A 20,935-nucleotide genomic window follows, 5' to 3' on the forward strand; every position below is an offset into this window, starting at 1 on the left:
CGGGAGCACCCGGTCGGAGTCGATCAGCCACGCGCCGTTCGTGCCCTGGATCATCCCCAGGTCGTGCGTCTCGCGCACCGGGGAGCGGCCCTGCGGGAAGAAGAGCAGCGACGCCCGCACGGTGTCGTCGTCGACCGCGGTGGCGCTGGAGACCTGGACCGACGAGATCGTCGACCAGAAGCCCTGGTAGGCCGCGTAGCCGCCGGAGGAGCGCTGCTGCTCGGGGCCGAGCCGGGCCCAGCCGGCGGCGGGGTTGCCGGGGACGATGCCGTAGTAGTCGCGCACCGCGGACACCATCGCCGCGTGCTCGTCGACCGGGGCGCTGGTCGGCGGGGCGCCGACGGACGCGCCCGTGGCCCCGGTGTCCGAGCCCGTGGGGCGCGCGACCAGGAACGCCACGACGATCCCGGCGAGCAGGGCGAGCGCGAGGACCACGACGACGACGAGGGTGGTCGGCCGGCCGCGCCGGCCGGTGGCGGGGGCCGGGGCGGCGGCCGGCGCCGGCGCGAACGCCCGCGCCTCGGCCGGGGTCGGGTGCGGTCCGGAGCCGTTGCCACGGGGTGAGGGCGCGGGGCTGCGCAGCGCCTCGCCGGACTCGGCCTCGAGGTCGAACGGGCTCCCGCGCCAGGTGGGGGTGGGGGCGGGGCGCCCGCGGCCGCCGGGCGTGACGGGGTCGGACTCGGCGGGGCGCCGGGTGTCCGGGATGCGGGCGTCGGCCGCGTCGAGCTCGGACCGCGACCAGCCGGACGTGGACGTCGACGTCGACGAGTGCGCGATCCGGCCCAGCTCGCGGCGGGCCTCGGCCGCACTGGGGCGCTCCTGCGGGTCGGTCCGCAGCAGGCGCATGAGCAGCGCGGTCAGCGGGCCCGCCTGCACCGGCGGGTTCAGCGCCCCCGCGGCGACGTTGTGCAGGAGCGCGAGCGCGTTGTCGTCCGAGCCGAAGGGCGGCACGCCCTCGACGGCGGCGTAGAGCGTCGCGCCGAGGGAGAACACGTCGGAGGCGGAGGTGGAGTCCTCGCCGCGGGCGACCTCGGGGGCCAGGTAGGCGGGCGTGCCCGCGAGCATGCCGGTGCGGGTGAGCGTGAGGTCGCCCGTCGCGCGGGAGATGCCGAAGTCGGTGATCTTGACGGTGCCGTCGGCACCGATGAGGACGTTCCCCGGCTTGACGTCGCGGTGCACGATGCCGGCCTGGTGGGCGGCGTCGAGGGCGTCCGCCACCTGCCGGCCGATCCGCGCGACCAGCCGCGGCTCGAGCGGGCCGTGCTCGCCGAGCATCGCGGCCAGGCTGCGCGAGGGCAGGTACTCCATGACCAGCCACGGCTCGTCGCCCTCGATGGACGCGTCGAACACCGAGATCGCGTGCGGGTGCTGCAGCCGGGCCGCGATCCGGCCCTCCCGCAGCGTCCGCTGGCGCACCTCGTCGGCCTCGCGCTCGTCGAGACCCTGGTTGAGGAAGACCTGCTTGACCGCGACGACGCGGCCCAGGCGCTCGTCGGTGCCCCGCCAGACGACACCCATCGCACCCGAGCCGATCCGCTCCTCGAGGCGATACCGCCCGGCGACGACGCGACGAGGTGTCACCGGCCTCCCTCCGCCCGAGCCTGCGGCCCCCGTGGGCCCCCTCGCGGCATCAGGGTAGAGGTCACGGCTCGCGGGGTCCCACGGTCGGGTGACGTGTGTCCCGACGGACGGGGCGGGCGGCTTCAGTGGCCGCCGCCGAGCAGACCCGACGCGGCGCCGGCAACGGAGCCGACGAGGTCCTTCGAGCCGCCGTCGGAGTCACTCGAGCCCTTCGAGTCGGAGGAGCCCGAGTCGGAGGAGCCCGAGTCGGAGGAGCCCGAGTCGGAGGAGCCCGAGTCGGAGGAGCCCGAGCCCGAGGAGCCCGAGCCCGAGGAGCCCGAGTCCTTCGAGTCCGAGGAGCTCGAGTCCTTCGACTCCGAGGAGCTCGACGAGTCCTTGGAGTCCGACGACGCGGAGTGCTCGGAGTCCGAGGAGCTTGAGCTCGTCGAGTCGGAGCTCCCGGAGTCGGAGGACGTCGCCTCGGAGGAGTCCGAGCCCTTCGAGTCGGAGCTCCCGGAGTCGGAGGACGTGGACCGCGACGACCCGGCGTCGGAGGACGTCGAGTCCGAGGAGTCGGAGCTCGCCGTCCCGGAGCCGCCGGTCAGCCCGCCGACGAGGCCGGTGACCGTGCCCGTCGTCTTCTCCACCGTCGACCCGACGCTGCTCTCCGGGGTGGACGCCGCCGGGGAGCTCGCCGGGGCCGACGTGGTGGGCGTGGTGGGCGCCGCCGTCGGCGCGGTGACCGTCAGGTCGACCAGCTTGCCGGCGGTCCCGGTCGCCGCCTGCGAGGTCTTGGCGACGTAGTCGGCGGCTGTGCTGGCGGTCGTCGGGACCAGGGACGCGGCCGTCGCGGCGGGGGCGGCGACGGCGGCCGGGGTCTGCTCGGGCGGCGTGCTCGCGGCGGCCGGGGTGCCACCGCCGGTGGCGCCGGACAGGAGCCCGGACACGGCGTCCGTCAGGTCCGACGTCCCGCCGGCGGAGGTGACGCCGCCGGTCACGGCGCCGAGCGCGTCGACGGTGCTGCCGAGCGGGGCCACGAGCGTGTCGACGGTGCTGCCCACGCCGCCGGTCAGGCCGGTGACGGCGCCGCCCGCGGTGCCGGTCACGCCGGTGACGGTGCTCCCGACGGTGCCGGTCAGGCCGGTCACCGTGCTGCCGACCGTGCCGCTCACGCCGGTGACGGTGCCGCCGACGGAGCCGACCGTCTGACCGACGGTGCCGGTGAGCCCGCCGACCGTGCCGCCCAGGGCGCCCGTCGTTCCACTGACGAGCCCGCCGAGGGGCGCGGGGAGCGCTCCGCCGAGACCGCTGCCCACGGAGCCCACGGCACCGCCGAGGTCGCCGCCCACCGAGCCGACCGTGCTCCCGACCGAGCCCACGGCCCCGCCGACCCCGCCGCCGATCGCGCCCACGCCGTCGCCGACGCCGCCGCCGATCGAGCCGACGGCGCCACCGACGCCGCCGCCGATCGAGCCGACGGCGCCACCGACGCCGCCGCCGATCGAGCCGACGGCGCCACCGACGCCGCCGCCGATCGAGCCGACGGCCCCGCCGAGATCGCCGTTGCCGAGGTCGTCGACGGCACCGCTCAGGCCGCCGCCGACCGCGCCCACGCCGTCGCCGACGCCGCCCCCGATCGAGCCCACGGCGCCACCGACGCCGCCGCCGATGGAGCCGACCGCGCCGCCGACACCGTCGCCGATGGAGCCGACCGCCCCGCCGACACCGCCGCCGCCGGAGCCGGTACCCGGTGTGCCCCCCGCACCGCCGCCACCGCTCCCACCGCCGGGCAGCGTCGGCACCCCGGGGAGACCCCCGGCGCCGGTGCCCGCGCCGGGCGTCGTGGTGGTGACCCCACCCGTCCCGCCGGGGACGGGCGCGGTGACGGCGGCCGCGCCGGGGAGCGACGTCGTTCCCGGGGTGGCGGCGACGCCCGCAAGGACCCCGCCCAGGGCTCCGGCCGGCAGCCCGAGGGCCTCGGCCACGCTGGTGCTGAAGGCGATGGTCTGCGGGGTGATCGTGACCGGCGTGCCGAGCGATCCCGGAGCGCCGGGTACCGGCTGGGCGGTGATGGGGGTGCCGTCCGGGCCGACGCCGGGGGAATCGTCGAGCGGCGGGATCGCCGGCCCGAGAGCGGCGCCGACGACGCCGAGCGCCGTCCCGCCGACGAGCACGGCCGCCGTCGTCACGCGGGTCGTCGCCGCGCTGTGGCGCAGGGCCAGCGGGGCGGCGTGGCGCTGGATCCGCCCGCCGGCGGTGACGACCGCGCCCGGCGTCGAGAAGGAGCCGGTGTCGTCGCGCAGGACCAGCTCCGACACGGCGATGCCGGTCTTGTGCCGGGGGCCGCGGCCGCGCTCGTGGGGCGCCTCCGGCAGCGGGGGCAGGACCGGGTCCGCCGGTCCCGCGGTGCCGGACAGGCCCGCCCACCCGCTCATCCTGCGCATCCGCCGATCATCGCCGCCGTGCATCGACGCCGAGATGCTCACGTCGCCACTCCTGAAAGGTCAGCCCCCGCCGAACGGTTCACTCCGTGGGAAGACTGTTTACCCGTGGGTTGGGTGAGCGGCGAAGCGCTGAGTGGTCGCATGGGCCCATCGACCGTCCCGCGTCGCCGTGTGGACGTATCGCGGACAGAACCCGCCAGAAACGACCGTCACTCGTCCGAACGACCCACACGTCGCGGAGTAACGGTCGTTCACCGATGGGAACGTGCCGCTCGGCGACGGTGCGGAGCAACGTGGTGACCGTGGGTGGCCACGATCCGTGCGCGGTACCGCCACTCGTCCGGCCCAGGATGGGCCGGACGGGGGAGAGACGGCGGCGGTCAGACCGACGGCGGGTTGGCGAGACGCTTGCGCGCCGCCTGCAGCTGGTTGACCGAGACGAGGCCGATGCCGCCGCCGAGGAGCAGGCCGATGACGTCGGGCGCGAGGCCGCCGCTGGTGAACAGCAGGGCCACGAGCGCGCCGAGCGTGAGCCCGCCGGCCGCGGGGAGGCGCTTGCGCGCGTCCGCCGCGAGGTGGTCGGCGCCGGGGCGCTTCTTGGCCACCGACTGCAGCATCAGGAGGTAGCCGCCGTAGCCCAGCGCGCCGAGCAGACCCAGGACCGCGACGATCGTCGCGATCAGGTCGATGACCGTACCCATGCAACCAGAATGCCAGCTCCGGTGCGTGGTGGGCGTCTGCTGCGGGCGTGTCCGGCCTTCAGCGACCGCCCAGCCTGCCGCGGCCGAGGCGCAGCAGGATCATCCCGAGCTCGCGTCCCTCGGCTCCGAGGTCGCGGAACCGGGCGAGCACCTGCATCTCGCGGTTGTAGACGATGCGGGGCCCGCCGGCGTTCATCCGCGCGAGACCGATCCGCTGGGAGATCTCGGAGCGCCGTTTGATGAGGCGCAGGATCTCGGCGTCGATGGCGTCGATCTCGACCCGCAGGTCCGGGATCTCCTCGGCGGTGGCGGGCGCGAGGCCGGCGGGCCCGGCGTCGTCCGCCGGGGTGTCGCTCGGCGTGTCGGTCGAGGTCGGGGTGTCGGTCACGGCGTTGGTCCTCCGAGGGGTCGGAGCCGTCCGGACCCCGGCACGCGAACGCCCCGGGGTCCTCGGACTCCGGGGCGGGTGGTGGGCGGCGGGTCAGTGCCGGGCGACCACGGGCACCGGGGTCCGGTACCCGTAGGCAAATCGCCCTCTCGCCAGCACGCGTGCAGCGTAGTCCGGGACGTGGATCGACGCCACGGTGACGGCCCGCGCGGGCCCGGGCGTCGAGGGGCACCTCGGGCAGGTCCGCGGGCCGGTCGGGGTGCGTGGTGTGCCCGTCGACCGGAAGCCACGAGGAGGCCCCGGGCTGTCGGGGGCGGCGGGTAGCGTGACCAGGCGATGAGTAGCACTGACACCGGGTCGGCCCGGGCGTCCCGGCCCAGCGCGGCGGCCGGTCTGGCGGCGCGCCTCGCCGGCGCGGCGGGGACGACGGCGCTGCGTCGCCAGGAAGAGGGTCGCCAGGACGAGGGGCGCCAGGACGAGGGGCGCCAGGAGGAGGGTCGCGAGGACGACGGGCGGCACGACGACGGTCGCCGCGACGAGCGGGCGCCGCGGCGCGACGAGCGCCGTCCGGACCCGGGGCAGGCGCTGCTCGAGGGCATGAACCCGCAGCAGCGCGAGGCCGTGGTGCACTCGGGGTCGCCGCTGCTCATCGTCGCCGGGGCGGGGTCCGGGAAGACGCGCGTGCTCACCCACCGCATCGCCTGGCAGCTGGCCCGCGGCGCCCACCCCGGGCAGATCCTCGCGATCACGTTCACCAACAAGGCCGCCGCGGAGATGCGCGAGCGGGTGGCGGCCCTCGTCGGGCGGCGCGCGAACGCGATGTGGGTGTCGACGTTCCACTCCATGTGCGTGCGCATCCTGCGCCGGGAGTACAAGCACCTCGACCTGTCGAGCACGTTCTCGATCTACGACGCGGACGATTCCCGGCGCCTCGTCACCACGATCACCAAGCAGCTCGACCTCGACGCCAAGCGCTACCCGCCGCGGGGGCTGCTCGGCCAGATCTCGGCGTGGAAGAACGAGCTGACCGACCCGCTGACGGCCGCCGAGGCCGCGGGCACCGACTACGAGCGCCGCTGCGCCGAGGTGTACGCGGCGTACCAGCAGCGGCTGCAGTCGTCGAACTCGCTCGACTTCGACGACCTCATCTCCCGCACGGTCGACCTGCTGACCCGGTTCCCCGACGTCGCCGAGCACTACCGGCGCCGCTTCCGCCACGTGCTCGTGGACGAGTACCAGGACACCAACCACGCGCAGTACGAGCTGGTCCGGGCCCTGGCCTCCGGCTCGGAGGACGGCTCCACCCCGCCCGCCGAGCTGTGCGTGGTCGGCGACGCCGACCAGTCGATCTACGCCTTCCGCGGCGCCACGATCCGCAACATCATCGAGTTCGAGCGCGACTACCCGGAGGCGCGCACGATCCTGCTGGAGCAGAACTACCGCTCCACGCAGATGATCCTCACCGCCGCGAACGGGGTCATCGCCCGTAACCCCGACCGCCGGGACAAGCGGCTGTGGACCGACCAGGGCGACGGCGAGAAGGTCGTGGGCTACGTCGCCGACAACGAGCACGACGAGGCGGCGTTCGTCGCCGCCGAGATCGACCGGCTCGTCGACGGCGGCGAGGTCCGCTTCGGCGAGGTGGCGGTCTTCTACCGGACCAACGCCCAGTCCCGCGTCTTCGAGGACGTGTTCGTCCGGCTCGGCATGCCGTACAAGATCGTCGGCGGCGTGCGCTTCTACGAGCGCCGCGAGGTCCGGGACGCGCTCGCCTACCTCAAGGTGCTCTCCAACCCCGAGGACACCGTCTCGCTGCGGCGCATCCTCAACGTGCCGAAGCGGGGGATCGGCGACCGCGCCGAGGCCGTCGTCGCCGACCACGCCGAGCGCGAGCACGTCACGTTCGCCGCGGCGCTGCGCCGGGCCGCGGCGGGCGAGGTCCACGGGCTCGCCACGCGCTCGCAGCGCAACATCGCCGACTTCGTCGAGATGCTCGACTCCCTGCACGAGGGGGTGGCGAGCGGCGAGGAGGTCGCCGACACCCTCGACGCGGTCCTCGACAAGACCGGCTACCGCGCCGAGCTCGAGCACTCCGAGGACCCCCAGGAGCAGTCGCGGCTCGAGAACCTCACCGAGCTCGTCAGCGTCGCCCGGGAGTTCGTCGGCGACGCGCGGGCCACCGCCGCGGTCGCCGAGGACGCCACCACCGACGGTGCGGCGGACGTGCCGGCGGGGGTGGTCGCCGACGGCGACGGTCCCGAGCCGGGATCGCTGGAGGCGTTCCTGGAGCGGGTGTCGCTGGTGGCCGACGCCGACTCGATCCCCGACGGCGGCGACGGCGTCGTCACGCTGATGACGCTGCACACCGCGAAGGGCCTCGAGTTCCCCGTCGTGTTCCTCACCGGGTGGGAGGACGGCGTGTTCCCGCACCAGCGGGCGCTGGCCGACCCCACCGAGCTCTCCGAGGAGCGGCGGCTGGCCTACGTCGGGATCACCCGCGCCCAGCAGCGGCTCTACGTCTCCCGGGCGCTCATGCGGTCGGCGTTCGGGCAGCCGCAGGCCAACCCACCGTCCCGGTTCCTCGACGAGCTGCCCGACACGGTGGTCGACTGGCGCCGCAGCGGCCCCGAGCGCGCCGCCCCCTCCGCGTCGACGAGCTTCGGCTCCGGGCGAACCTGGGGCCGCGACCTCACCGGCGCGCGGTCCCGGCCGTCGCCCATGCGGTCGTCGGGGTCGGGCGCGCCGACCCTGCAGCTCGAGGTGGGCGACCGCGTCAGCCACGACAAGTACGGCCTCGGCCTGGTCACGGTGGTCGACGGCGTCGGGTCCAAGCAGACCGCGACCATCGACTTCGGGTCGTCGGGGACGGTGCGCCTCATGCTCATCGGCGGCGTGCCGATGCAGAAGCTGTAGTCGACGCGGTGTTTGCCCCGGGGTAGCCATCCCGGCGCGGTCGACCAGCCAGCCGCCCGCCGCGGATCGACGACCGGGGAGCGGTGTGGACACCATCGGCAGCATCGGGGGAGCGCAGGACGACGACGGCCTCTTCGGCCCCGACTCGGTGACCTGGCGGGTGCACCTCGAACCGGTGCTCTGGGTGGCGGGGATGCGCGCGCTGCTCCTGCAGTCGCTGCACCCGCGGGTGATGCGCGGGACCTACCAGAACTCGGCGCTGTTCGACCCGAAGAAGGCCTGGCCGCGCTTCCAGCGGACCGTCGAGTTCGTCGGCACCCGCACCTTCGGCAGCTCCGCCGAGATCGAGGCCGCCGCGACGCGCGTCCGGCGGCTCCACGCGGCGTTGCGGGGGCACGACCCCGACACCGGCACCGACTTCCGGCTCGACCTGCCCGAGAACCTGCTCTGGGTGCACGCCTGCGAGATCGACTCGTACGTCGACGTCGCCCGGCGCGCCGGGGTCCTGGGCGACGCCGCCGAGGCCGACGCCTATGTCGCCGAGAGCGTCCGGGCCGCGGCGGTCGTGGGGCTCGACCCGGCGGCGGTGCCGTCCTCCCGGGCCGAGCTGGCCGCCTACTTCGACCGCGTGCGGCCGGCGCTGCGCCTCACCGACGAGGCCCGGCTCGGCGTCGGCGGGCTGCTGCGCCCCCAGCCCGAGGCGCCCGCCACGGCCGCCGTCGCGCTCTCGACCATCGCGGGCCTCGCGTTCGGCACGCTGCCCCGGTGGGCCCGCCGGCTCTACGGCCTGCCCGGGCTGCCCACCACCGACGCGGTCACGTCGGTCGCGCTGCGGCTCACCCGGGGCGCGACGACGTTGCTGCCCGACCCGCCGATGCCTCCGCGGATCGCCCGCGCCCGCGACCTGGTCCGCAGCGCCTGACGCTTCACCCGACGGCGGGCTCCGGCAGCCAGGAGCCGTGGAACCCCGTCGGCACCCCGCGCGGCAGGGTGACCGCGGCGACCTGGCGGGTCACGTCGCCGGCGTCGAGCACCAGCAGCCGCGATGCCGTCCCGTCGGCCCGCGTGGTGATCGTCAGCAGCCAGCCCTCGTCCTCGTCGCGTCCCGGCCGGGCGGAGGGGACGAACACCGCCTCGCCCGCCTTGACGTCGGGTCCGAGCTCGTGGGCCGTGGCGTCGCCGGTGGCGAGGTCGAGGCGCACGACGGCGTTGGCCCGGGCGGTCGAGGTCACCGCGTAGCGGTAGCGGGCCGCGCGCCCCACGCGGTCCGGGTCCAGGGTCGGGAACTCCACCGGCCGGTCGTGCAGCGGGGCCTCGGTGACGGCGCCGGTGGCCGGGTCGAGCGTCCAGCGGTGCATCCGGGCGACGCCCAGCGCGGCCGACTCGCCGGCCGGGTCGGCGCCGGCCACCCCCGACCGCGTCCGGCGCGCCCTCCCCGACCAGGCGGCCGCCATGTCGGCGGCGCCGTACCGGGCGGCGTCGAGGACGATCCGCCCGGTCTCGTCCTCGTGGGCGGTGCCGACGTGGAAGACGTAGCAGGGGTCGATCTCGAACCAGCGCACCGTCGCCGTCGGGTCGTCGTGGCGCATGACGCCGAGCCGGGCGGCGTAGGACTCGTCCCAGCCGAAGGGGAAGCCGGTCGCCATCCGGCGCAGCGAGAACGTCAGCGGCAGGTCGAGCCACACCACGTGCCGGGCCGTGATGGCCGCGTCGTGCATCAGCGTCGGCCTGCGGACCTTCACCCGGCGGCTGACGACGAGCTCGCCGGCGGCGGAGAGCCGGTGGTAGGTGAGGTACGGCGGGACCGGCGAGTAGCCGTAGAAGTGCAGCTCGCCGGTCTCCGGGTCGGTCTTCGGGTGGGCGGTCATCGCGGTGCGCAGCCGGCCGCCGAAGTCGCAGGGGCCGATGGTGCCCAGGTCCCGGTCGACCTCGTGCGGCAGGCCCTGCTCGACGAGCGCGAGGAGCCGCCCGCCGTGCTCGATGACGTGGGTGTTCGCCGGGACGGCGGTGAGGTCCACCCCGCGCCACGTCAGGAACCGCCGGCCGGCGAGTGCCCCGGTCCGCACCCAGCGGTTGCGGTACCAGGTGGCGCGCCCGGCCGACAGGCGCACGCCGTGGAGCATCCCGTGCCCGCGGAACCAGTGCCCGGGATCGGCGCCGGGCAGCGGGTTCGGGCCGTTGCGCACGTACCGGCCGTCGAGCTCCGGTGGGAGCGCGCCCTCGACGGGGAGGTCGACGACGTCGATCTCGTCGGGGACGGGGGCGTAGTGGCCCGCGAGGTGGGTCGGGCGGGTGTCCTCGACGGCGCTCAGGGCGGGTCCCTCCGACGACGGCGGCCTGGGCCACCCAGCCTGCGCCCGCGCCGCGGACCGCGCAGGGCGGCCCGGTGGAGGACGGACGGCTCAGTCGGTCGACGGCCCGAGGGAGATGCCGCGCTCCGCGAGCCACGGCAAGGGGTTGATCTTCGTGCCGCCCGGGGTCCACACCTCGAAGTGCAGGTGGGGGCCGGTGGACTGGCCGCGGTTGCCGATCTCGGCGATCTCCTGCCCCGCCCTGACCTTCTGGCCCTCGCGCACGTACGAGCGGTTGATGTGCCCGTAGACGTTCACCGTGCCGTCGGCGAGCTGCACGCGGACCCACATCCCGAAGCCGCTCGCGGGGCCGGACTCGATGACGGTGCCGTCGGCCGCCGAGACGATCGGGGTGCCGATCGCGTTCGCGATGTCGATGCCCTTGTGCTCGGCGCCCCACCGGGCACCGAACCCGGAGGTGAACCGGCCCTGGGCCGGCTTCACGAACTCCGGCGCCCGGGCGGCGGCCTCCCGCGCGGCGGCCGCGTCGGTCACCTTGCGGGCCTTCGCGAGCGACGCGGCGTGCGGGGCGGCCGTGGAGGCCTCGGGGGAGACGGCCATGACGCCGGTGGTGGCCGCGTCGAGGGCGTCGGCGGGGGCGGCGGTGCCCGTGGTGCCCGCGGTGCTCGCCGAGGACAGTGCGAGGTCGGCGCGGGTCTCGCCGGTCGGGGCGTCGAGGTCGGTGGCCAGGGCGTGCCCGGCGGTCGCGATCGCGCCGGCGGCGACCGCCGTGACGGCGAGGCGCCCGCTCAGCGGCCCGCGACGGCGTCCCGCCTCGCCGGCGGGCGACGGGCCGGTGGCGTCCGGCCGCACGGTCGACGGCGCCCGGGTGGGCAGCGCGGGCGCGCGGCCGGAGCCGCCGACGAAGGACGCGGTGCGACCGGTGGCGGCGGCCCGGCCCGGCTCGGGGAGATGCGATTCCGGCCGGCGGGGCTCGGGACGGCGCGGCTCGGGGCGCGGCTCCGGACGACGCGGGCCGCCGGTGAACGGGCCGGGCAGGCCGGCGGGCACGCCGGCGAGGGCGGGCGTGGCGAAGCCGGTGAGCAGGCCGAGCGCGCGTGGTGGATCGGGAGTGGCGAAGGGCGGAGTCGGGCGGGGGGAGCTGTGACGCGCCACGACCATCCTCTCGCGGTCGGGGCGCGGGCAGGAACGTGTGGCGGTGGCGTGGGGAGCGCCGAGCCGGATCGTCGGGGTCGATCCGTGAGCCGTTCGTGACCGCACCGTGATGGGGAGCGCACCGACCGTGGCACGGAAACCCAAGGGTAGGCAAACCCCCGACCAGCACTCGGTCGAATTCCACGCCGTGCGTGCGTCCGGGCGCGCCGAGTGGTCTCCGACGGGCGGCTCGACCGGCGGCCGCCGCACGTGAGGGGTACGTCGGGCAGCCCCGCACGCCACGGGGAGCGCGTGGTGCGCCCGTCGTGGTCCGGGGAGCGCGGGGCGCGGGCGGCTCGGACGATCAGGGGCACGTGGGGCCGACGCGGTGGCCGGCGGAGCTGCGTGGTGTGCCCGTCCCGGGACGGGCGACGGGGCGGGCCCCGCCCTGCCTCAGCCCGCGGCCTGGGTGAGCGCCGCCTCGGCGGCGCGCTCCCGGGTGGACCGGGTCCGTGACAGGGCGCACGTCACGAGGTGCACGGCCTCCGGGTCGATCGTCATCGCCATGTGCCCGACGTGGTCGAGCCGGACGTTCGACACCTCGAGGTCGGGGTGGGTGAGCCGGGCGTTGCGCTGCGGGATGATCAGCTGGTCCATGCGGCTCCACACCGCGAGGAACCGGGTCCGGCAGCCCACGGCGGGCTCGTCGAGCTCGCGCAGCAGGTCCGAGCCGGGCTGGAGCTGGCGGGGGACCAGCGTGGGCGGCAGCAGGTGCGCGATCGCCGAGCCACGGTGCGGGGTGCCGAGGGTGACCAGGGTGTCGACGCGGGCGTCGCCGCCGAGGCGCTGCACGTAGTAGCGGGCGATGAGCCCGCCCAGCGAGTGGCCGATGACGTGCACCCGGTCGCTGCCCGAGACCGCACACAGCCGTTCGACGTGCTCGCCGAGGTCCCGCGCGGCGGCCCGGATGTCGCCGGTGAACGCCGTCATCGGGCTGTAGTTGACCGCCTGCACCGTGCCGTGGCCGCGCCGGCGCAGCACCCGCGCGAGGTGGACGAAGATCGACCGGTTGTCGACGATGCCGTGGACCAGCAGGACGGGGATGGCCGCGCCGTCGAGGTCGGAGACCAGCAGCGACCGCTCGCCGGGCGGCAGGTGGTCGGTGCGGTGGTGGGCGTGGACGCCGCCGGGACGCAGGGCCTCGTCGAGCAGGCCCCACGGGTAGACCGAGAGGTGCACCGCGGTCCAGGCGACCTCGACGGCGAGGCCGCGCAGGCCCCGGGGGACCCCCATCGTGCGGGCCAGGTACGACAGCCCGTTCCACGCGGTCGCGGCCGCGGAGGTCACGGAGGTGAGCGCGGACGCCTCGGGGCGCCCGGCCTCCGGCTCTGTGGTCATCGCCCCCGTCGGCGACATGACCCCGGTCACGTGCATGAGGTCGACGTTAGGCGACGTTCACCGGCGTGTCGCGTCGGGGGTGTCGGCTGATCGATCCAGAATGCGAACCCGACACGGGCGGGTACGTGCACGCCCCTCACGGCGACCTCTTTAGTCTGCGCGGGCATGACGGCTTCTGCGGCCGACGCCGGGTCACGGCCTCCCGGGCCCGCGCCCGCGCGGCCGGGATCCGGTGATCCGGCCCCGGCCGGACGTGGTCAGGTGGCCCGCATCTGGTGGGTCGCCGTCGCGCTCGTCGCCCTCGCCGCCCTGCTGCGCCTCACGGTCGCGCTGCTCGCCCCCGGTCCGATCGGGGCCCCGGTGCGCGCGGCCGGGGTGCTGGCGCCGCTGGTCGGCCTGGTCGCGGCGGTCGCGCCGGGGCTCGCCACCCGGCGGGGCGGGCGTCCCCTCGGCGCCGCGTCGCTCTCCGCGCCGGCCGCGCTCGGCGCGCTCGGGGCCGGTGGCCTGCTCGTCGACCTCGCGCTGCTGGTCGGCCCGGAGTCCGCCGCCCGGCCCGAGGTCCTCGCCAGCGGCACCTCCGGGCTCCCCCTGGCGCTCGCCGCCGCGCTCGTGGCCGCCGACGCCGCCCTGCTCGGGGCGGCCACCGTCGCGACGACGGGGCTCGTCGCGCTCGTGCGCCGCGCCGGCGGGTCGGTCTTCGGCACCCAGCGCGGCGCCTCCCTCGTGCGGCCGGTGGCCGGTGCCCTGCTCGCCGCCGCGGGCCTGGTGGCGGCGCCGTTCTCGGTCGCCTCGCCGGGCACCGGGTTCGGGCCGCACGCCGTGCTCGACACCCCCGCCCCCGCCGGGGCCGGGGTGGCCCTCCTCGCCGTGACCGTCGTCGTCGTCGCCCTGCTGCCCGGGGCGCGGGCCGTCACGGCCCCGGCCGGGGCCGGCGGACCGGGCGGGGCCGACGGACCGGGCGGGGCCGACGGACCGGGCGGGGCCGACGAGACCGGGATGCGGGTCCGCCGCGCGGTCCACACCGCGCTCGGGGCGGGCGTCGTCGCGGGGATCGCCCCCGTGCTCGCCGCCTCGATCGCCCGCGAGGGCCTCGCCGTCTCGCCCGGCGCCGTCCTCACGGTCGCCGGCGGGCTCCTCGTCATCGGCGTGCCGGCGCGCACGGCGGTGCTGCGCTCCCGCGCGGCCGGCGTCGCGGCGCTGCTGACCGCGGCGGCCTCGCTGTTCGGCGCCCTCCTCCCGACGCTCTCGGGCACCTCCGACGCCGCGGGCAGCCCCCTCGAGACCGGCACCGGCGTGCTGCTCCTCCCGGCCGCGGTCGTGCTCGCGGTGCCGGCGCTGCTCGTCGTCGTCGGGACCCCGCGCGTGGTGGTCCGCGCCCGGCCCACGCTCTCCGTCGCGTGGCTCACCGTGCCGTTCGCGGCGGGACCCGCCCTCGACGTCGTGCTCGCCGGGGTCGACGGCGCCGGCACCCCCGCCTCGGTGCTCGACCCCGGGCTCGGCCCGTCGGGCGCGGACGCCGCGCAGGTCGGGGTCGGCACCGGCGGCTGGGCCGTGGTCGCCGCGCTCGTGCTGGCGGTGCTCACGGCCGTGCTCGCGGTGGGCGCCGGCTTCGCGGAGCGGCGCGACGTCGCGGGCGGCTGGGCCCCGGCCGGCACCCCGCTGGGGGCCCGGCCGGCCGACGGCACCGACACCGTGGAGCCCGACCCCGCGATGCTGCCGCTGGCCGCGGTGGCCGCCGTGCTCGCCGTCCCCGGCTTCGGGGGCCCGCTCGCCCGCGACGCGCTCGCCGCCGGCGCCGCCGGGGGCGCCTGGCAGAACCCCGGGGCCGCCGCGTGGGGCTCGCTCGCCGGTGTCGTCGGGGTCGCCGTGGCCGCGCTCCTCGCCCCCCGGGCCCGCCCCGCGCGGGCGCTCGCCCTGCTGGGCGCGGCGGGCGCGCTGCTCGTCGTGCGGCTGTCCGCGCTGGTCCTGACCCCGCCGCGGCCGGGCGAGAGCGTCGGCGTCGGGACGTGGGCCGCCGTCGCCTGCCTCGTCGTGACCCTCGCCGCCGCCGGCGTGGCGATCATGCGCATCCGGGAAGCCTCCCGGGCCGCACGGGGAGCGTCCCCGGACGGTTGAGGAGCCCGAGGCCCCGGTCGCGCGATCGGGGCGGGTGTGGCGGGGGTCGCCCCCGGTGCCGCGCCCGGGTGCACGACACGCCGCTAGGGTCCCCCTCGGTCCCGTCGATCGGGCCCGGGCCGTCCGCCGCGCGGCGGTCCACGGGCCACGGCTGGAGGGCGGGGTCGCCGCCGGAGTCCACCGACGGATGCTGCCGGTCAGTGATGGAGGAGTTCACGAGTGGACCTGTACGAGTACCAGGCGAAGGACCTCTTCGCCGCCCACGGAGTGCCGGTCCTGCCCGGCAAGACGGTGGACACGGCCTCCGAGGCCGAGCGCGCCGCCCAGGGCATTGGCACCGCGGTCGTGGTCAAGGCGCAGGTGAAGACGGGCGGCCGCGGGAAGGCCGGTGGCGTCAAGCTCGCGAAGGACCCGTCCGAGGCCCGGGAGAAGGCCGAGGCCATCCTCGGCCTGGACATCAAGGGCCACACCGTGCACCGGGTCCTGGTCACCGAGGCGAGTGACATCTCCGAGGAGTACTACTTCTCGTTCCTCCTCGACCGCTCGAACCGGACCTTCCTCGCGATGGCCTCGGCCGAGGGCGGCATGGAGATCGAGGAGCTCGCCGTCGAGCGCCCCGAGGCGCTGGCCCGGGTGCCGATCGACGCGATCGCCGGGGTCGACAGGGCGAAGGCCCAGGAGATCGTGCAGCAGGCCAAGCTGCCCGCCGCGGTCGCCGACGAGGCGGCCGACGTCATCGTCAAGCTCTGGGACACCTTCGTCGGCGAGGACGCCACGCTGGTCGAGGTCAACCCGCTGGTCCGCGACCCGCAGGACAAGGTGATCGCCCTCGACGGCAAGGTCACCCTCGACGAGAACGCCGACTTCCGGCACCCCGGGCACGCGGAGCTCGTCGACCAGCGCACCGAGAACCCGCTCGAGGCCAAGGCGAAGTCCAAGGGCCTCAACTACGTCAAGCTCGAGGGCGGCCAGGTCGGCATCATCGGCAACGGCGCGGGCCTGGTCATGTCCACGCTCGACGTCGTCGCCTACGCCGGCGAGTCGCACGGCGGCATGAAGCCCGCCAACTTCCTCGACATCGGCGGCGGCGCCTCGGCCGAGGTCATGGCCGCGGGGCTCGACGTCATCCTCGGTGACGACGAGGTCCGCAGCGTCTTCGTCAACGTCTTCGGTGGCATCACCGCGTGCGACGCGGTCGCGAACGGCATCGTCGAGGCCCTGAAGATCCTGGGCGACGACGCCACCAAGCCGATCGTGGTCCGGCTCGACGGGAACAACGTCGACGAGGGTCGCAAGATCCTCGACGACGCGAACCACCCGCTGGTCACCCAGGTGGACACCATGGACAACGCGGCCGCGAAGGCCGCCGAGCTCGCCGCGGCAGGTGCGTGAGATGTCGATCTTCCTCAACGAGAACAGCAAGGTCATCGTCCAGGGCCTCACCGGGTCCGAGGGCACCAAGCACGCCACCAAGATGCTGGCGGCCGGCACGCAGCTCGTCGGCGGTGTCAACGCCCGCAAGGCCGGCACGACCGTCGAGATCGAGGGCACCCAGCTGCCGGTCTACGGCGGCGTCGAGGAGGCCATGAAGGAGACCGGGGCCGACGTCTCGGTGCTCTTCGTGCCGCCGAAGTTCGCCAAGGACGCCGTCGTCGAGGCCATCGACGCGGGCATCGGGCTCGCGGTCGTGATCACCGAGGGCATCCCGGTGCACGACTCGGCGTGGTTCTGGGCGCACGCGTGCGCCAACGGGAACCGCACCCGGATCATCGGCCCGAACTGTCCCGGGATCATCTCGCCGTCGAAGTCCCTCGCGGGCATCATCCCGGCGAACATCTCGGGCCCCGGGAAGATGGGCCTGGTGTCCAAGTCGGGCACGCTGACCTACCAGATGATGTACGAGCTGCGCGACGTCGGCTTCTCGACCGCGATCGGCATCGGCGGGGACCCGGTGATCGGGACGACGCACATCGACGCCCTCGAGGCGTTCGAGAACGACCCCGAGACCGAGGCCATCGTCATGATCGGCGAGATCGGCGGCGACGCCGAGGAGCGCGCGGCGGACTACGTGAAGGCGAACGTCACGAAGCCGGTCGTCGGCTACGTGGCCGGGTTCACCGCGCCCGAGGGCAAGACGATGGGCCACGCCGGCGCGATCGTGTCCGGCTCCGCCGGCACCGCGCAGGCGAAGAAGGAGGCCCTCGAGGCGGCGGGCGTGAAGGTCGGCAAGACCCCGACCGAGACCGCCGACCTCGCGCGTTCCCTCGTCTCCTAGGGGCGCGATGTAGCAGGCTGGGCCGCCGGACCGGCCGCGCCGCGTGGCGCGGCCGGTCCGAGGGCCGATGACGCCGTCCCCGGGAGGACAACCCATGACTGCAGGATCCTCGAGCTCCGGTCCGGCGGGTTCCCCCGAGCGGTGGGGCGGCGCGGCCGTCCAGCCGTCGTCCTCCGGGGCCGAGGCGGCCACGGCGTCCGAGTCGTCGGGCCAGCCCGCCCAGAACCCCCCGGCGCAGAGCGCGCCCACCCAGAGTGCGCCGGTGTCGCCCCCGTACGGGAACCGCCCGACCGCCGGCGGCGCCGTCGGGCCACCGTCGCAGCCCGGTCCCGTAGTGGGGCCACCCAGCCGGCCGTTCGGCGGTGTGTCCCCGTACGGCGGGGCCTCCTGGGCCGGCGCCGGTGGCCCCGGTTCCGGGCCCGCGCCGTCCGGGCACGGTCCGGGCGGTCAGGGGCAGGCCGGTCAGGGTGGCCAGGGTGGCCAGGGTGGTCAGGGCCAGGGCGGCGGGAACCCACCGCCCGGGTGGCGCCCGACGCCGCCGCCCACCCCCTCGCGCGGGATGCCGGCCGAGCGCCAGGGCGGCAACCCCGCCGCCGCGGCGACGGTGCCCTCGGCCCCGGCCGCCGGCGCGGCGGGCGCGCTGCCACCGTCCTCCTCGTCGGGGTCCTCGGCCACGCCGTCCCCCGCCTCCGGCACGGCCGGGCAGGCGCGCACCGCCACCGGGGTCCCGGTCGGGATCGGCCGCACGGCGGCGCTCGCCGCCGCGGGCCTGGCGGTCCTCGCGTTCCTCGCGACCTTCTTCACCAGCTTCGACCCGAGCGGTCTGCTGCCGGCGCTCGTGCTCGCCGGGGGCCTCACCGTCGGGATCGCCGTGCTGCCCACCGCGCCGCGCACGGTGCTGCCGGGCGGGGTCCTCGCCGTCACCGCGGCCCTGGTCAGCCTGCAGACCCTGACGGTGAGCGACGGGTTCGACATCGTCGTGGTCGTGCTCGCGGTCCTCGCCGCGGCCGGAGCGGTGGTCGCGGCGCTGTCGGCGCTCGGCCTGCTCGCCTCGGGGTCGGCGCCGCGCGCCGCCGCGGGCACCGGCACGGTCGCGGCGAACACCGCGCCCGCGTGGGGGGAGCAGGGCCGGTCCGTGCCGGGGACACCCGCCCCGGCAGGCCGTCCCGCTGGTCCCGGCGGCTCCGAGGCCGGCGTCGCCTCGTCACCGTTCGGAGCCCCGGGCGAGCAGCAGACCCAGCGGGTCGGGCGCCCGGCCGGTCCGGCCTCGGCGCCCCAGCACGCGGTGGGCGCGCCGGGAGCCGGCGCTCCCGCGGGGGCGGGCCACGGCCAGCGGCCCTGGCCGTCGTCGTTCCCGGCCGGGGGCCGTGCGGGCGAGCCGCCGGCCGAGGACGCGGCGGCCCGGACGCAGGTCGTCCCGCGCTCGCCGGGAGCCGGTCCGGCGTCGTCGGGAGCCGCGTCGTCGGGTGCTCCGGCGCCGGACGGTCGGTCCCGCGCCGAGGCCCGGACGGCCTCGGACGCGTCGGCGTCCGGGGCGATCCCCGCCGCCGCGCCTCTGACCGACGGCCGCACGACGGGCACGACCGGTGCCCACGAGGCGCCCGAGGGCTCCTCGGAGACCACCGTGGAGCGGCCCGCGTCGAGCGCGTCCTCGCCGTCGACCCCCGCCGCCCCCTCCGCTTCCTCCGGCGACGAGGGCCGTCGTCCGGCGACGACGATGCTCGGCGGGGACTCGTTCACCGCCGACCGGGCCGGCGCGGCGTCCACCCCTCCCTCGGGGGACCGGGCGCCCGCGTCGGAGGCCGACGACGCCGAGTCCGGGGCGGACACCCCGCCCTCCGGGTTCGCGCGCCCGAGCGGCTGGGGCGTGCCCGCGGACCGGGCCGAGGCCGCCGGGAACGGTGACACCGACGGCGCGGAGCGTCCCGGCAACCACGCCGGCTGAGCCGACCCGCCCGGCCGCGTCGCACGGGCTGCCGCCCCCGGCGGCGTGTTGGCCGGGCACCCGCCCGGCCGGGTGGAATCGTGGGTCCGCGTGAGCGCAGCGGCCCCGACCTCCGGCGTCCCCGCGCCCGGGACGCCCGCCCCGTCGCGGCCCGGCCGCGGCGACCGTCGTCGTGGCGGGCTACCGCCCCGGCTCGGCGTGCTGGCCGAGGTGGCCCTCGTCCCGGTGCTGGTGTCCTACGCCGTCGTCGTGGTGCTCGCCGCGCTGGTGACCGCCTCGGCGTCGGGGACCACACCGGGCGGGCAGCCTGGCCTCGGCCAGGCGCTGGGCATCGGTGTGCCGCTGTGGCTCGCCGTGCACCTCGTGCCGCTGACCGTCTCCGGCGCGCCCCTCGGGATGCTGCCGCTGGCGCCGGCGGCGGGGGTCGCGGTGCTCGTCGCCGTCCTCGCCCGGCGCGGCGTCGTCCGGCTCGGGGCGCTGCCGGGCGGGGCGCTGTCGGGCGGGGCGCTGCCGGGCGGGGAGCACGCCGCCGACGACCCCGACGCGGGCCGCCACGACCGGTGGACCTCGCACGGCGTCCCGGTGGTCGCGGCGGTCGCGGCGGTCCACGCCGCGGCCGGGGTGCTGGCCGCCGCCCTGCTCACCCCGGACACCGGCTCCCTCCCGGCCGACGCGTCGCCGGCGACGGCGGGCACGGTCGCCGGGCTGCTCGCCGCGCTGTCCGCCGCTGCCGGGGTCGCCGGACCGTGCGGTCTCGGCACCCGGGTGCGCGCGTGGCCGGAGTGGGTGGGCCGCGGGCTGCGGGCCGGCCTCGGGGCCGCCGTGGCCCTCGTCGCCGGGGGTGCGGCGCTGCTGCTCGTCGTGCTCCTCGCGCACGCCGACGCCGTGGCCGGCTCCTTCGCCGCCGTCGCGCCGGACGCCGGCAGCGGCGCCGGCCTGTGGCTGGTCGACGCCGCGTACCTGCCCAACGCCGTCGTCGCCGCGGCGTCCTGGCTGCTCGGGCCGGGCTACGCCGTCGGCGCGGTGGCCGCGTCCCCCACCGGCGCCACCCCGGGCCTCGTCCCCCCGCTGCCGCTCGCCGCGCTGCTGCCCGCCGGGCCGCCGCCGTCGTGGGCGGGCCTGGCGTTCGCGCTGCCGCTGGCGGTCGGGTCGACGGTCGGGTGGCTCCTCGCGCCCGTGGGCGCCGCCGGCGGGGACCTCCTGCGGCGGGTGCGCCCGGTGCTGGTGGCCGCCCTGACCGCGGCGGTCGTGCTGGCGGTCGCGGCCGGGCTCGCCGGCGGGCGGCTCGGGTCGGGGCCCTTCGACCCCGTCGTCGTCCCCGCAGGTCTCGTGCTCCTCGTGACGTGCGCGTGGATCGCGGTGCCCGGCGTGGTCGTCGCCCTCCTCGCGACCCCGGCGGGGGCGCCGGCCCGCGGCCGCCGCCGACCGACGGCGTCGGACCGGAGGGCCGGTGCGACGGAGCAGGCGCCCGAGGCCGCAGCTGAGCCGGCCGCCGAGACCGAGGCCGGTGAGACCGAGGTCGGTGAGACCGAGGTCGGTGAGGACGCGGCCGGTGGTACCGACGAGGACGAGCCCGACGACGAGGTGTCGGGGCGCGACACGAGCACGGACGAGCGGACGGACCGCTGACAGGGTCGGCTGACGGAGTACGCCGGCGGGTCGGCTGATGGGCCGGCGCCTCGAGGGGCACACCAGGCCCGCCAGGGTCGCCCGCGGCCTGCCCCGTGTGCTCGTGATCTCGGACGTCCGG

Annotated in this window: 14 protein-coding genes; 7 read left to right on the plus strand and 7 right to left on the minus strand. The window is 77.0% G+C overall.

All coding sequences use genetic code 11. The features are described from left to right. The 4 genes from HH311_RS29025 to HH311_RS29040 all read right to left on the minus strand — a co-directional run. Positions 1–1,581 (minus strand): serine/threonine-protein kinase (locus tag HH311_RS29025; RefSeq protein ID WP_312030484.1); only part of this gene is annotated, 1,581 nt, incomplete at its 3' end. Between the two features lie 122 nt (positions 1,582–1,703). After that, positions 1,704–4,046: a hypothetical protein gene (locus tag HH311_RS29030; protein ID WP_169187213.1), complete on the minus strand. Its 2,343-nt coding sequence runs from the start codon at positions 4,044–4,046 to the stop codon at positions 1,704–1,706. Positions 4,047–4,384: 338 nt separating this feature from the next. After that, entirely contained in the window at positions 4,385–4,705 is a 321-nt protein-coding gene (locus tag HH311_RS29035; protein ID WP_169187214.1) for a hypothetical protein, read from the minus strand. 58 nt (positions 4,706–4,763) lie between these two features. Then, positions 4,764–5,093, minus strand: coding sequence for a chorismate mutase (locus tag HH311_RS29040; protein ID WP_169187215.1), 330 nt, complete (start codon positions 5,091–5,093; stop codon positions 4,764–4,766). Between the two features lie 597 nt (positions 5,094–5,690). On the opposite strand from HH311_RS29040, the gene pcrA reads away from it, so the two are divergent. Both pcrA and HH311_RS29050 read left to right on the plus strand, forming a co-directional pair. Continuing rightward, positions 5,691–8,006, plus strand: a complete 2,316-nt coding sequence (gene pcrA / locus HH311_RS29045; protein ID WP_248304359.1) for a DNA helicase PcrA — start codon at positions 5,691–5,693, stop codon at positions 8,004–8,006. Positions 8,007–8,091: 85 nt separating this feature from the next. Next, positions 8,092–8,928, plus strand: coding sequence for an oxygenase MpaB family protein (locus tag HH311_RS29050; RefSeq protein WP_312030485.1), 837 nt, complete (start codon positions 8,092–8,094; stop codon positions 8,926–8,928). Between the two features lie 4 nt (positions 8,929–8,932). On the opposite strand, the gene HH311_RS29055 is transcribed toward HH311_RS29050, so the two are convergent. The 3 genes from HH311_RS29055 to HH311_RS29065 all read right to left on the minus strand — a co-directional run bounded on the left by HH311_RS29055 (position 8,933) and on the right by HH311_RS29065 (position 12,886). Beyond that, entirely contained in the window at positions 8,933–10,318 is a 1,386-nt protein-coding gene (locus HH311_RS29055; RefSeq protein WP_169187238.1) for a carotenoid oxygenase family protein, read from the minus strand. Between the two features lie 90 nt (positions 10,319–10,408). Continuing rightward, positions 10,409–11,473 carry a M23 family metallopeptidase gene (locus HH311_RS31155; RefSeq protein WP_312030486.1) on the minus strand — a complete coding sequence of 355 codons (1,065 nt, stop codon included), beginning with the start codon at positions 11,471–11,473 and terminating at the stop codon, positions 10,409–10,411. A gap of 432 nt (positions 11,474–11,905) precedes the next feature. After that, positions 11,906–12,886, minus strand: coding sequence for a triacylglycerol lipase (locus HH311_RS29065; RefSeq protein WP_248304358.1), 981 nt, complete (start codon positions 12,884–12,886; stop codon positions 11,906–11,908). 225 nt (positions 12,887–13,111) lie between these two features. Between HH311_RS29065 and HH311_RS29070 the strand changes: the two genes are divergently transcribed. From HH311_RS29070 to HH311_RS29090, 5 genes are all read left to right on the plus strand, one after another. Continuing rightward, a complete protein-coding gene (locus HH311_RS29070) occupies positions 13,112–14,965 on the plus strand; it encodes a hypothetical protein (protein WP_169187216.1) in 1,854 nt (617 codons plus the stop codon). Between the two features lie 219 nt (positions 14,966–15,184). Next, positions 15,185–16,357, plus strand: a complete 1,173-nt coding sequence (gene sucC, locus HH311_RS29075) for an ADP-forming succinate--CoA ligase subunit beta (RefSeq protein WP_169187217.1) — start codon at positions 15,185–15,187, stop codon at positions 16,355–16,357. Position 16,358: 1 nt separating this feature from the next. After that, entirely contained in the window at positions 16,359–17,240 is an 882-nt protein-coding gene (sucD, locus tag HH311_RS29080) for a succinate--CoA ligase subunit alpha (RefSeq protein WP_169187218.1), read from the plus strand. Positions 17,241–17,334: 94 nt separating this feature from the next. After that, a complete protein-coding gene (locus tag HH311_RS29085) occupies positions 17,335–19,185 on the plus strand; it encodes a DUF5336 domain-containing protein (protein WP_169187219.1) in 1,851 nt (616 codons plus the stop codon). Between the two features lie 90 nt (positions 19,186–19,275). Continuing rightward, entirely contained in the window at positions 19,276–20,814 is a 1,539-nt protein-coding gene (locus tag HH311_RS29090) for a DUF6350 family protein (RefSeq protein ID WP_169187220.1), read from the plus strand. The last annotated feature ends 121 nt before the right edge of the window (positions 20,815–20,935 follow it).

It is taken from the genome of Actinomycetospora sp. TBRC 11914 (assembly GCF_012933465.1).
Classification (GTDB): Bacteria; Actinomycetota; Actinomycetes; order Mycobacteriales; family Pseudonocardiaceae; genus Actinomycetospora.